This is a genomic window from Cypionkella sinensis (assembly GCF_042646385.1).
Lineage (GTDB): Bacteria > Pseudomonadota > Alphaproteobacteria > Rhodobacterales > Rhodobacteraceae > Cypionkella > Cypionkella sinensis.
In genome coordinates, this window is the sequence record NZ_JBHRTO010000001.1 from 1,620,987 (window position 1) to 1,633,184 (window position 12,198).

A 12,198-nucleotide genomic window follows, 5' to 3' on the forward strand; every position below is an offset into this window, starting at 1 on the left:
ATAGCACGCGACGGCCTCAAGCCAAGTAAAACCCTTACAGGCCGCGAACTTGTGTGGAAAGCCACGCCAGATCGGGGTCGGCGATGCCAAGGCTGGCCAGATGATCGGCGGTGGCAAAGAGATAATCGCGGTTGGGGCCGCGCCCACCCACGGCGGTGGCAATGATCTGCGCCTGTTCGGCCAAGGGCAGATTGCCGCAATATTGGTCGTGGTCGGGGTCGATCACATAGGCCAGCGCGGTGATCTGCTGGCCATCGGCCAAAGTCAGCGGCAGGGTGATTTCGAGGTAGGCCGAGGAAATCAGCTCGCGTTCGCGCAGGGCACTCAGGGTCGCGGCTTCGGCCCCCGGTGTGACGCGGAAGGCGACGCCATCGCAGACAGCCCCCGGCGCGTGATCGAGTGCCAGCACAAGGCCTGGTGCCGCGACGCTGCCGCGATGGTGGATCGAGCGCATGCAGAAACTGCGGTGCCAATCGGTTGCGCGCGCGATTCGCTGTTCGGCCACCGGAAAATCGGGGTTCCAGATCAGCGATCCATAGCCGAACACCCAAAGCGGTTGTGGAATTTCTGCGCTGTCTGGCATTGGCTATCCCTTCGTTCGGGTTAGGTGTAAGCATTGGGCAAAGCAAAGAAAAGGGGCGAGGATGCGCGCGCTTATCTGGATTGTGCTGGCGGCGACTGCGGTCTGGACCGGCTATTGGTGGGTGGGGGCGTCGCAGATTGAAAGCGGCGTCAAGGCGTGGATTGCGGCGCAACCGCCGGGGGTGGTCAGCACTTCGGGCGTCGAGGTGCATGGCATTCCGAACCGCTTTGATCTGACGGTGTCGGATGTGGTTCTGGCCGATCCGGCGAAGGGCGTGCAGGTGACAAGCCCGTTCGTTCAGGTCTACGCGATGACGTGGAAGCCGTGGCATGTGATTGCGGCCCTGCCCTCGGGCCAAGTGATTACCTTGCCGGATCAAAAGGTTACTGTCATATCCGATGACATTCGCGCCAGCGTACAGGTGCATCCTTCGACGGCACTTGCCCTGTATGAACTGGTGGGCGAGGCGCATGGGCTGGTGCTGAACTCGGATAGCGGCTGGCAGGTAGGCGTTGCATCTGCCGTCGCCTCGGCCATGGAGGATGCGACGCGGGCCAACTCCTATCGGCTGGGGGTGAAAGTGGCCGGGATCGCGCCGGATGCGGCGCTGATGCAGGCGCTGGCCACGACCGATCTGCCAAAGCTGGTAGATGAGGTGTTCGTTGATGCCGATGCGGTGCTGACCGCGCCCTTGGACCGCAACGCAGCGCAGACCAAGCCGCAACTGAACGCGCTGGAGATTACCGATACCCGCGTGACATGGGGCGCGCTGAAGTTTTCTGCGACAGGCACGCTCACCGCCGGGCCGGATGGGCTGGCCGAGGGCGAGATTGCGCTGAGGGTCGAGGGGTGGAAGCGGCTGCCGCCGATTCTGGTCGCGCTGGGGCTGGTGAAGCCGGATGTGGCCCCGACGGTCGAGCGGATGCTGGGCATTGTCGCAGCGCAGGGCGGCGATCTGGAGGTGCTGCAGATCAAACTGATCTGCAAGGATGGCGGCATGGTGCTGGGGCCCCTGCCCCTTGGGCCAGCGCCGCGGATGCGCGACGTAAGCGGGGCCTAGCGGCAGTAGGCAGAGCCGCGCCGCTCGGCGGTGTCAAAGTGCAGATGGTCCTCGTGATAACCGTCTGAGCCGGGGCCAAGCGTGGTGCCGAAAATGCCGCAAGCGGCCTTCTGGGCGCGGCGGATCTGTTTGTTGTAGTCGCGCTCTACCGTCCATTCCTTGCCATCCGAGAACACAAAGCCCGCGATATCCACCGCCTTGCCGCGCCCGTGTTCCGAGATTTTCGCGCCGCGCACATTGTTGCGGCTGCGGCACATGTAGCTGCCGAAGATGTGCAGTTGCACCACCTCGCGGTTGCCGAAGGCGGGGGCCATGCCCTCACGCATCCAGCGTTTCAGGGCGCGGGCGGTGTCGCAATCGAAGGTGGCGGGCTGACTGAACGGGACACCGTTGATGGCGGTGACGCGGACAGGTTCGGATATGCCGCAGCCTTTGGTCTTTGAGGTGATGGCGGGGATTTCCTGACCGCGAATGTCAGGATCACCGCAGACCGAGCCTTTACGGCTTTGTTTTTTATCGGGTTTTTGGCTGGCTTGTGGTTCTTCATCCGCGACCTGTTCGTCTGCAGCCACCAACCCCTTTGGCCGCGCATGCGGGCGCGGCATGGCAGAGAAGGTCGCGGTTTGCAGCGTGTTTGCCGCTTCGGGTGCAGGTTGCGGCGCGGCGGCCAGGCCATCAGGGCGGTGGCGTGGCCGCAAGATCGCGGCGGGTGTAGGCTCGGCGCTGACAGCGGCGGCTGGCCGTTGCTGCGGGCGGGGCGAGGTTGCGGGGGCCTCGGCCATAGCCATCCCCGCAAGGCTGGCGCAGAACAGCAGCAGGGGGCCAATGGCCCGCATGGTTACGCCTTGCCCTCGGGTTTTGACGCGGGGTTGCGGCCAAAATCGGGGGCCGAGGTGTCTTGCCCGGCCTCGATAATGCCACGACGGATCGCACGGGTGCGGGTGAAGTAGTCGTGCAGATAGTCGCCATCGCCCATGCGGATGGCGCGTTGCAGCACGAACAATTCCTCGGCAAAGCGACCCAGAATATCCAGCACGGCGTCTTTGTTGGTCAGAAACACATCGCGCCACATGGTTGGGTCTGACGCCGCAATGCGGGTGAAATCGCGGAAACCAGCGGCGGAGTATTTCACCACTTCGGATTGCGACACCCGGCGCATGTGATCGGCAACACCCACCATCGTATAGGCAATGGCATGCGGCACATGGCTGACCACCGCGACCACCAGATCGTGATGCGCCACGTCCATTTCATCCACCTTCGCCCCCATGCCTTCCAGCAGGTTGCGCAGTTTGGCGATCTGTGCGGCATCGGCATCCTCCGCCGGCGTCAGCAACCACCAGCGGTTTTGAAACAGCGTCGCAAACCCGGAACGCGGCCCGGAATATTCGGTGCCCGCCATCGGATGACCGGGAATAAACTGAACACCCTCAGGGATATAGGGCGAGACGGCGGCAACCACGGCCTGCTTGACCGACCCCACATCGGTAACGGTGCAGCCCGGCGCCAGATGCGGGCCGATTTCCGCGGCAATCGCAGCCATTGCGCCCACAGGCACCGCCAGAACCACCAGATCAGCGCCCTGCACCGCCTCGGCTGCCGTGGCATAGACGTGATCGCAGAGGCCAATTTCCAGCGCGGTGGCGCGGGTTTCGGCAGATTTGGCATGGCCAACGATCTGCCCCGCCAAGCCGTTTGCGCGCATGGCATGGGCCATGGACGAAGCGATCAGCCCCAGCCCGATCAGCGCCACACGGCTGTAGATCTGCGTCATTTCACACCCTTGAACTGCGCAATCGCATGGACGACGCGGCGGCAAGACGCCTCGTCCCCCACCGTGATGCGCAGGCATTGCGGCAGTTTGTAGCTGGCGACGCGGCGCACGATCAGGCCCTGCTTTTGCAGGAACAAATCACAGGCCTCGGCCTCTTCCGGGCTAGCAAAGCGGGCAAGGATGAAATTGGCAAGCGAGGTGTCAGACGGGATACCCAGTTCGGCCAAAGCCTGCGCAAGCCAACTGCGCATCCGGGCATTGTCGTTGCGGCAACGGTTGACGTAATCCTGATCGCGCACGGCGGCTTCTGCGGTGTCCAACTGCGTGTTCGACAGGTTGAACGGGCCACGGATGCGGTTCAGCACGTCGATGATCTGCTTGGGGCCGTAACCCCAGCCGATGCGCAAGCCGCCCAACCCGTAGATTTTCGAGAAGGTCCGGGTCATGACCACGTTTGTACGGCTTTCGATCAGGGCAAGGCCCGCGTCAAAGCCCTCGACAAATTCGGCATAGGCGCCGTCCAGCACAAGGATAGCTTGCGGCGGCAGGCCATCGGCAAGGCGTTCGATCTCGGCCGCCGAAATCATCGTACCAGTGGGATTGTTGGGATTGGCGATGAACACCAGCTTGGTGCGCCGGTTGCAGGCCTTCAGGATCGCATCGACATCGGTGGTGCGTTCACGCTCGGCCACCTCGACCGGAGTCGCCCCGGCGGCGAGCGCCGAGATGCGATACATCAGAAAGCCGTGTTCGGTGAACACCACCTCGTCCTTGGCACCGGCATAGGCTTGGCACAGGAAGGTGATGATTTCATCCGAGCCGACGCCGCAAATCACCCGAGCGGCGTCGAGGCCATGCACCTCGGCAATGGCTTGGCGCAGATTGGCGTGGTCGGTGGACGGATAGCGGTGCAGGTTGTGAACCGAGCGCGCGAAAGCATCCTTGGCCTTGTCAGACGGGCCGAACGGGTTTTCGTTCGACGAAAGCTTCAGCACATTGGTCACGCCTGCGATGGCGGCCTTGCCGCCCTCATACAGGGCGATGTCCATGATGCCGGGCTGCGGGCGGATTGCGTCGTTCATCGGATACCTCACCTGTTGGCCGGGGTTTTAGCGAGGGGGGCGGCGCAATGCCAGCAGGATTTAGCCGATAAGGTTGCGCAAGGGGCGAATGGAGATCGACAATCATGCGCTTGCATACCCGAGGTCCGGGCGGAAACAGGAAACGCATTGCGTTTCCCCCGCCTGCGTGGGCGGTTTCACCCTGTAGTCGGTTCAGCAATCCGCCCAAGAGACCAGTGCCCGACCCGGCGGGCGAGAAGCGCCCGCCATGGGCTGGTCGGGCGCTGGCCGGGCCTTTGAGGCCCGGCAGTTTCAGCGGCACCTGCACCGCTTGGCGAAGGCGATGGCCTTCGCCAGATTGACCAAGGGGAATGCCCCCTTAACCCTTGCGCAAATGCCTCAGACTTGCAGAGATTCAAACCGCGAGGAAGTTGGTGAACTGCCACGGGTCGCTGTCATCGCGATCCTCGGCAAAGCGGTTGATGCGGTTTTGCAGCGGGGTCCAGTCGGTGTAGTGGCACTCGATCCGGCCAAGGTAGGGGCGTTGAACCTCTAGGCAGCGGGCGTGATCCATCTCATCGGCTTCGACAAAGCCCATGCGGGGGTTTTCAGCCACCCAGACCATCGCGGCCAGCACGGCGGACGTCACCTGCATCCCCGTGGCATTCTGGTAGGGGGCCAGCGCGCGGGCTTCGGCAATGGTCAGGCGCGAGCCATACCACATCGCGCCCTTGGCATGGCCATAGATGAACACGCCCAGATCATCGCCGCCCTCGGTGATCTCATCCGCGGTCAGGATGTGCTTGTTTTCAGGCAGTTTTCCCGCGCCGTTGGTCTCGTGCAACGACAGGATCGCATCGGGGCACGGGTGATAGGCGTAGTGGCAGGTCGGGCGATACAGCGCGCGGGGGCCGTCCCAGACGGTGTAATAATCCGGGATCGACAGGGATTCGTTGTGGGTGACAACCAAACCAAACTGCGGGCCAACATCCGGGCACCACGAGCGCACGCGGGTATCCGCACCGGGGCGGTCGATCCAGATCGCATAGCCGGGGCCGGATTTGAACTTGTGCCCGTTCGGCGGCAGCTTTTTCTCATGCGTGCCCCAGCCGAGTTCGGCGGGCTGATAGCCTTCCGAGAGCAGGCCATCGACCGACCACGAATTGACGAACGTGCCCTGCGGTTTCGGGCGGGCCGACACTTGCGTGTCACGCTCGGCAATATGTACGCCGTTGACGCCCAAGGTCATCGCCAGCAGCGCCCAATCTGCTTGGGTTTTCGGATCGGCCTTCACGCCCGTATCGGCAGCCAGACGCAACAGCGCCTCTTTCAGCAGCCAAGACACCATGCCGGGATTGGCACCACAGCACGACACCGCCGTCGGGCCACCGGGATAGGACTTGCCCAAAGCCCGGACCTTTTCGCGCAAGGGATAGTTGGTACGCTCGGCGTTCGGCAGCGGCGAGTTGAAGTAGAACCCCGGCCAAGGCTCCACCACCGTGTCGATATATTGCACGCCAAGGGTCTGGCACAGCTTCATCAACTCGATACTGTCCACATCCACCGACAGATTGACGACAAAGCCCTGCCCGTTCGGAAACAGGCTGCGCAGGGTCTCGGCGAAATTCGCTTCTGTCAGTGCCAGTTGCAGGTGCTTGATGCCATGCTCGGCCAGCAGGCCCGCATATTCGCTAGAAGGCTCGATCACGGTGAACTGGTCACGGTCAAAATCAATATGGCGCAGGATCAGCGGCAAGGTGCCACGGCCAATCGAGCCAAAGCCGATCATCACCAAGGGGCCGTCGATGCGGGCGTGGGTCTTGTAGGTCATGATGCTCTCAATGCTTGTCGGTCTTGGCGGCAAGCCAATCCATCAGCGCCAGCAAAACGCCCGAAATCACAAAGGTCAAATGGATGATCACCATCCAGCGCAGGGTGTCTGTGGTCACGGGATAGGCGGAATCCGGCTTTCCCAAACCCATGAAAACCTTCAGCAAATGAATACCCGAAATCGCCACGATCGAGGCGATCAACTTCATTTTCAGGCCCGAGAAATCGACCTTGCCCATCCAGTCGGGGCGGTCGTTGCTGGTGATGTCCAGCTTGGACACAAAGTTCTCATAGCCGGAAAACAGCACGATCAGCAAAAGGTTGGCGGCAAGGCTCAGGTCAATCAGGGTCAACACCGTCAGGATGCTTTGATCGGCGGTCATCGTCAGCACCTGCGGCGCGTAATAGAACAACTCGCGCACGAAGATCACCACCAGCATACCAAGGCTGACCACCAGCCCCAGATACATCGGGGCCATCAGCCAGCGGCTGGCGAACAGGCCCTGTTCGAACTTTGATTCAAGCGTGGGTTTGTCTGACATGAAAGCCTCCAGTTGAAAACAAAAAGGCCCGCCATGAAGGCGGGCCCCAATCTGCCGTGGGGCAGAGATCAGTTTTTCGCGTAATATTCGACGACCAGGTTCGGTTCCATCACGACCGGATACGGAATGTCGCCCAGACCCGGCGTGCGGATGAACTTCACGGTCAGTTTGTTGGTGTCGATTTCCAGATAGTCCGGGGTGTCACGCTCGGTCAAAGCCAGGGCTTCTGCGATGATCGCCAGTTGACGCGACTTTTCGCGCACAGCGATGATGTCGCCCTCTTTGACACGGTAAGACGCGATGTTCACGCGCTGGCCGTTCACGGTGACGTGGCCGTGGTTCACGAACTGACGGGCGGCGAACACGGTCGGCACCAGCTTGGCGCGGTAGACGACGGCATCGAGACGACGCTCCAGCAGACCCACCAGCATCTCGCCGGTGTCGCCTTTGACGCGTTCAGCTTCGGTGTAGATCTTGCGGAATTGCTTCTCGGTCAGATCGCCGTAGTAGCCCTTCAGCTTTTGCTTGGCGCGCAGCTGGGTGCCGAAATCCGACAGTTTGTTCTTGCGGCGCTGGCCGTGCTGGCCGGGGCCGTATTCACGCTTGTTCACCGGGGATTTCGGACGGCCCCAGATGTTTTCGCCCATGCGGCGGTCAATTTTGTACTTGGCAGACGTGCGTTTGGTCACGGCTGATCTCCTTCGTTCGATATGAAGGGCGTTGTCCTTTGCACCCGCTTTACGCTTCGGCCGACAGGGTTCTTCTCGCGAAGTCCACCAACACCAATGAAAAGCCCCGGACTTTCATCCGGGACTTGGGGGGCTTATACAGTCGGCCAAAGCAGAGTCAACCGCTGTGGCGCAGTTTATGCCGCCAATTCGTGCCGCAGGATCGCAGCCTCGGACCCCGAGATATTGCGCCGCGCATAATCGCCGTAAGCGTGCGGATTATCTGCGATTTCGGGCAGGATATTCAGCAAGCCTTCGCGCTGCACCGGATCGACGGTATCAAGCGCGGTGTTCGACGGATGGAAGCTTTCGGTCTCCAACCCGTTGGCCCAGACGATATTGTGCCGCTCCAGCAGGATATGCACGTAAGTGACTTCGCGCAGCACATGATCCACGGCGATGGTCGCATCGTTGACCAAATCTTCGGCGGCCACCAACACTTCGGAGGTGTTGAACAGCGCCTGCGAGGCCGCGCCCTTCACCAGCATCCGGTGCTGCGGCGAGACCAGCAAGTCTTCGTCCGGGCGGTAAAGCCCCATCGAATTGGCCTTGAACCGGATCGGGCGCAGATGCGGCATCGCATAAAGCCGCGCGCCGGACATACGTCGATGGCCTGTCCACAGAACCTCTTGCGGGCCATTGTCGCGGGTCAGGATCATATCGCCGCTGCGCAGATTTCGGATTTGCTGCACCCCGTCGGGCGTCGCAATCCGCGTGTCAGGGGTGAAACAGATCACGCCCCCCGCCACACGCGCCCCTGCCCCGGAATGCGTGCGGTCAATCGAGGTGCGCACCACCCACAAATCCTGATCGCAGGGCGGCAGATCGCCGACCAGCATGAGCAGATGCGCGCCTGTATCCGGCACCGGGATGATCGTCACGGTGAAAGACTGATGCCCGTCGGTGACGATAAAGCCCTGATCGGGAAGATCGGGATAGGGGTCTGCCTCAAATTCCGGCTTAACCTCGCCGCCCACCGCTACACCCACCAGTCGGCGCACCATGCGCGCCGCCCTTTTGCGTAAATCCGCCGCCCCTTCAGCCTGTTCCAAAAGTAGCAACCCCTGAGGACCATCCACGCGCACGGCTGCACCCGTCCAGCGCCATGCGGCGCCCACGCTGAGTAAGTCCAAGGATGCGGCCTTGAGGCCGTCTACTTCTGTCTGTGACCAGGAGATGACGAACGTGCCCAGAGAGCCCGTTTTCATGCCTGTTTGCCTGCTCGTTTTTTTGTTTCTTATGTGGAAACGTTAACAGAGGGTTAGCGGAATTCCTATGGCAAAAAGGCAACAAAGTAAGTGAATGTTGCCGAATACAACCTTGCGTTGAAACCTTGTTGTCAGGCGATTCGCGAGATCAGAACTTCAGGTTCAGATTCAGCCCGCCCACCAACTGGCCTTCGGGTTGCTGATCGAATTCTTTGCTCAGATAGGTGACGCCGTAGAATACCGAGGCTTTCTCACCCTGCCAGTGCATCCCGGCGCGCAGACGCGAGCGGTCTTCCGTCAGCGTGGCGACGCCATCGCTGGGCAACAAGGCCGAGTCAAACACCCGCGCGATATCGCCACCCAGAATAATGCTGACGCCTTGATCGCGCGTGCCTTCGACGGCGCGGTAGCGTTGGCCCGTGATGCTATCGCGCACCATCAGATCGTCACGCCCCAAGGTGCCGATCACCAGATCACCCCCAACACGCAAAAAAGTTTCCACCCCGGCCTGCGCCTGCACAAAGGGGCGGATTTCGGCGCGGTCGCCAAGCGCGAATTTGCGCCCAACTTCCGCATCCAGCGTCGGATAGATGCCGTTGCCGATCTGATCATCAATCACGGTCGGTTCTTCCAGCCCGACCATATTGTGAACCCATTTCTGGAAATTGCTGATCCCGGTTTGCGGGCCAAGCAAGACAAGGTCGCTGCCGATGCTGACATCATTGCCATGCCAATCGAACTGGGTGTGTAAGCCAAACGACAGTTGCGCGGCATAGCGGCGGTCTGTGGGCGGCGGAGACACCAGATCTTCAGGAGCAATAATTTGCGCCGAGGCGCGGAATTCCAGAATCTCGCCCGGTGTGGTGGGCAAGGCGCCGTTCCAGGAATAACCGCGGATACGGCTGACCTGATAGCCGCCAGTGCGCCAACGGTCTTTCTGATCGCCCAAGGCATCGTTGGTGAACATCCGGCCCCAACCCAGCGTCACCCGGTCTTCAGCCTGCGCCGACTGTGTTGCGGCCAAAGTCGCTGCGATCACGGCAGCAGAGGTCACAAGGTTTTTGACATAGCTCAACATAACAGTCCCCAACACGGCGGCATCCGGCATTATTCTGCCACAAACCACGCTTTTTTATCGTTTAATCTGCCGCACCTGCGCGACGTCTCTGCTGGTGTTGCATTTGCACTATGGCAAGAAGATGGAAAACATAATCTTAATGCGAAAGAATTTTCGCCGCGAAGGGATGTGTGATGGCAACAACATTCTACCATGACGAGCGCTGCCTGTGGCACACGGGCGGGGAACAGGCGCTGTTCATGCCGGTCGGGGGCTATGTGCAGCCGCCCTCGGCGACGGGGTTTGCGGAAAACCCGGAAACCAAGCGGCGGTTCAAGAACCTGCTCGAGGTAGCGGGGATCTGGCCGCAGCTACATGTGCGATCGGCCGCACCTTCCAGCCGCGAAGATCTGTTGCGCGTGCATACGCCCGGCTATCTGACCCAGTTGCAGGCGATGTCGGATGCAGGCGGCGGCAATATCCCGCCGCATTTCGCCCCCTTCGGTCAGGGCAGTTTCGAGATTGCGCAACTGTCATCGGGTCTCGTCAAACAGGCGGTCGAGGATGTGGTGACGGGGGCTGCCGACCGGGCCTATGCGCTGTCACGTCCGCCGGGCCACCATTGTCTGCCCGATGCGCCGATGGGGTTTTGTCTGCTGGCGAATATCCCGGTGGCGCTGGAGGCGGTGCGGGCCAAGCACGGGCCGCTGCGGGTGGCGGTGGTGGATTGGGATGTGCATCACGGCAACGGCACCCAGACGATCTTTTATGACCGCGCCGATACGCTGACGATCTCGCTGCATCAGGAAAACTGTTTTCCCCCCGGCTATGGCGGCGCAGAGGATCGCGGTGCAGGCGCGGGGCTTGGTGCCAATCTGAACATTCCGCTGCTGGCGGGCTGCGGCCATCAGACCTATCTCGATGCGTTCGAACTGCTGGTGATGCCCGCGCTGCGTGCGTTTGACCCCGATCTGATCGTGGTGGCCTCGGGCTATGATGCGTCTTGCGTCGATCCGTTGGCGCGGATGATGGCAACCTCGGAAACCTACCGGCTGATGGCGCGGCAGCTGCGCGGGCTTGCGGATGAGTTGTGCGAAGGCAAAATCGTGGTGGCGCATGAGGGCGGCTATTCGGACATCTATGTGCCGTTCTGCGGCTTGGCTGTGGTCGAGGAACTGCTGGGCATCCGCAGCCCGGTGATCGACCCGCTGCTGGAAATGTCTGATCTGCAACAGCCCCCCGCCGATATGGTCACGTTTCAGCGCGCAAGGCTCGCGGTGCAGGCGGCCAAGGTTTTCGGCTGATCGCGCGTTTTCGGCTGATCACGAAGGTTTTCCGCCCAAGGCAAAGCACACCCTTCCCTGCGCTTGCGCCAGACTGTATCATGCCGCCATAACCGCCCAAAGGGCAGTGGAAACGCCACCACAAGGTGGGAAATCGCGCAGGATCATAAGCGCAGAGGAGCAGAGCATGACGGGGTTGGCAATGCAGCGATGGATGGTGGCGGTTGCGGTGGCGGCATTTTTGACCGGCTGCCAAGAGGGCAACGGCCCTCTGGCCGCGAAAACGCCTGCAGGTGGGGCGGCGCAGGGTGCGGCGCCTGCGACGTCGAAATCCGTCAAGCTGGTTGACCGCGATGTCGAAGACCCCTCGATTTTCCAGACCACCGATCAGGCGCTTTGGGATGGCCGCCCCTCGCTGGGTGGCGTTTGGGTGGCTTCGCCGGATGCCAAAGACCCCGAGCGGGTGATTTTGCGCAACACCGCCAACGGCAAATTCGTGATCGGCGCGCTGTTCCGGCGCGAGTTGGACAATCCGGGGCCGAAACTTCAAATCTCATCCGATGCGGCAGCGGCTTTGGGCCTGCTCGCGGGTGAACCCGGCAAAGTCTCGGTCACGGCACTGCGGCGCGAAGAAGCCGCCAAATCCGCGCCAGATGCCACCAAACCCATTCTGGATGCGCCCGAAACCGTTGCCACCGAAACGCTGGACCCGATCCCCGGCGCAGCAGCCCCGACCAAGCCTGCGAAAGGCGGCAAACCTACGGCCCCGCCGATTGCAACCGTGCCCGCCAGCGGCAAGCCCGCAACCGCAGCGCCCGCCCCCGCCCCGGCTGCACCAAAGGCTCCGGCGGCCAGTGGCAAGGGCGGTCTGATCCAGGTCGGCATCTTCTCGGTCGAGGCCAACGCCAAGCGCGCGGCGGATCAGTTGAAAGCCGCAGGCATCACCGCCGATATCCGCAGCGAATCCGCCCAAGGCAAAAGCTTCTGGAGTGTGACCGCGCGCGGCGACAAGGCCCTGATGGGTAAAATCAAGCAGGCGGGATTCAAGGACGCCTATTTCCTGAAAGGCTAA

General features: G+C 61.8%; 12 protein-coding genes. 3 read left to right on the forward strand and 9 right to left on the reverse strand.

Translation table 11 applies throughout. The features are described from left to right. Positions 1-34 precede the first annotated feature (34 nt). Positions 35-565, reverse strand: coding sequence for a gamma-glutamylcyclotransferase (locus ACFOGH_RS08110; RefSeq protein WP_380073980.1), 531 nt, complete (start codon positions 563-565; stop codon positions 35-37). A gap of 79 nt (positions 566-644) precedes the next feature. Between ACFOGH_RS08110 and ACFOGH_RS08115 the strand changes: the two genes are divergently transcribed. Beyond that, the gene (locus ACFOGH_RS08115; RefSeq protein ID WP_380072567.1) at positions 645-1,643 is read left to right on the forward strand and encodes a DUF2125 domain-containing protein; all 999 of its coding nucleotides are present in this window, start codon (positions 645-647) and stop codon (positions 1,641-1,643) included. On the opposite strand, the gene ACFOGH_RS08120 is transcribed toward ACFOGH_RS08115, so the two are convergent. The 8 genes from ACFOGH_RS08120 to ACFOGH_RS08155 all read right to left on the reverse strand — a co-directional run bounded on the left by ACFOGH_RS08120 (position 1,640) and on the right by ACFOGH_RS08155 (position 9,864). Further along, positions 1,640-2,479 carry an extensin-like domain-containing protein gene (locus tag ACFOGH_RS08120; RefSeq protein WP_380072568.1) on the reverse strand — a complete coding sequence of 280 codons (840 nt, stop codon included), beginning with the start codon at positions 2,477-2,479 and terminating at the stop codon, positions 1,640-1,642. The two genes, ACFOGH_RS08115 and ACFOGH_RS08120, sit on opposite strands and share 4 nt — an antisense overlap. 2 nt (positions 2,480-2,481) lie before the next feature. Next, positions 2,482-3,417 (reverse strand): prephenate/arogenate dehydrogenase family protein, encoded by a 936-nt coding sequence (locus tag ACFOGH_RS08125; protein WP_380072569.1) that lies wholly within the window; start codon positions 3,415-3,417, stop codon positions 2,482-2,484. Next, the gene (gene hisC / locus ACFOGH_RS08130; RefSeq protein ID WP_380072570.1) at positions 3,414-4,499 is read right to left on the reverse strand and encodes a histidinol-phosphate transaminase; all 1,086 of its coding nucleotides are present in this window, start codon (positions 4,497-4,499) and stop codon (positions 3,414-3,416) included. Before hisC ends, ACFOGH_RS08125 begins: the two co-directional genes overlap by 4 nt. A 394-nt stretch (positions 4,500-4,893) precedes the next feature. Next, a complete protein-coding gene (locus tag ACFOGH_RS08135; protein WP_380072571.1) occupies positions 4,894-6,309 on the reverse strand; it encodes a homospermidine synthase in 1,416 nt (471 codons plus the stop codon). A 7-nt stretch (positions 6,310-6,316) separates the two neighbouring features. Continuing rightward, on the reverse strand, positions 6,317-6,850 hold the full coding sequence (locus ACFOGH_RS08140; RefSeq protein ID WP_380072572.1) for a TIGR00645 family protein: 534 nt from the start codon (positions 6,848-6,850) through the stop codon (positions 6,317-6,319). Between the two features lie 68 nt (positions 6,851-6,918). After that, on the reverse strand, positions 6,919-7,539 hold the full coding sequence (gene rpsD / locus ACFOGH_RS08145; RefSeq protein WP_380072573.1) for a 30S ribosomal protein S4: 621 nt from the start codon (positions 7,537-7,539) through the stop codon (positions 6,919-6,921). Between the two features lie 176 nt (positions 7,540-7,715). After that, on the reverse strand, positions 7,716-8,582 hold the full coding sequence (locus tag ACFOGH_RS08150) for a Hint domain-containing protein (protein ID WP_380072574.1): 867 nt from the start codon (positions 8,580-8,582) through the stop codon (positions 7,716-7,718). Positions 8,583-8,934: 352 nt separating this feature from the next. Continuing rightward, positions 8,935-9,864, reverse strand: a complete 930-nt coding sequence (locus ACFOGH_RS08155; RefSeq protein WP_380072575.1) for a lipid A-modifier LpxR family protein — start codon at positions 9,862-9,864, stop codon at positions 8,935-8,937. A 173-nt stretch (positions 9,865-10,037) separates the two neighbouring features. Between ACFOGH_RS08155 and ACFOGH_RS08160 the strand changes: the two genes are divergently transcribed. Together ACFOGH_RS08160 and ACFOGH_RS08165 are read left to right on the forward strand one after the other, a co-directional pair. Beyond that, on the forward strand, positions 10,038-11,147 hold the full coding sequence (locus ACFOGH_RS08160) for a class II histone deacetylase (RefSeq protein WP_380072576.1): 1,110 nt from the start codon (positions 10,038-10,040) through the stop codon (positions 11,145-11,147). 166 nt (positions 11,148-11,313) lie between these two features. Then, the gene (locus ACFOGH_RS08165; RefSeq protein WP_380072577.1) at positions 11,314-12,198 is read left to right on the forward strand and encodes an SPOR domain-containing protein; all 885 of its coding nucleotides are present in this window, start codon (positions 11,314-11,316) and stop codon (positions 12,196-12,198) included.

What these genes read in the sequence shown, in the direction of transcription:
- ACFOGH_RS08115 (WP_380072567.1), top strand. Translation starts at nt 645, where the DNA reads ATGCGCGCGCTTATCTGGATTGTGCTGGCGGCGACTGCGGTCTGGACC.
- ACFOGH_RS08120 (WP_380072568.1), bottom strand. Translation starts at nt 2,479, where the DNA reads ATGCGGGCCATTGGCCCCCTGCTGCTGTTCTGCGCCAGCCTTGCGGGG.
- ACFOGH_RS08125 (WP_380072569.1), bottom strand. Translation starts at nt 3,417, where the DNA reads ATGACGCAGATCTACAGCCGTGTGGCGCTGATCGGGCTGGGGCTGATC.
- hisC (WP_380072570.1), bottom strand. Translation starts at nt 4,499, where the DNA reads ATGAACGACGCAATCCGCCCGCAGCCCGGCATCATGGACATCGCCCTG.
- ACFOGH_RS08135 (WP_380072571.1), bottom strand. Translation starts at nt 6,309, where the DNA reads ATGACCTACAAGACCCACGCCCGCATCGACGGCCCCTTGGTGATGATC.
- ACFOGH_RS08140 (WP_380072572.1), bottom strand. Translation starts at nt 6,850, where the DNA reads ATGTCAGACAAACCCACGCTTGAATCAAAGTTCGAACAGGGCCTGTTC.
- ACFOGH_RS08150 (WP_380072574.1), bottom strand. Translation starts at nt 8,582, where the DNA reads ATGGTGCGCCGACTGGTGGGTGTAGCGGTGGGCGGCGAGGTTAAGCCG.
- ACFOGH_RS08155 (WP_380072575.1), bottom strand. Translation starts at nt 9,864, where the DNA reads ATGTTGAGCTATGTCAAAAACCTTGTGACCTCTGCTGCCGTGATCGCA.
- ACFOGH_RS08160 (WP_380072576.1), top strand. Translation starts at nt 10,038, where the DNA reads ATGGCAACAACATTCTACCATGACGAGCGCTGCCTGTGGCACACGGGC.
- ACFOGH_RS08165 (WP_380072577.1), top strand. Translation starts at nt 11,314, where the DNA reads ATGACGGGGTTGGCAATGCAGCGATGGATGGTGGCGGTTGCGGTGGCG.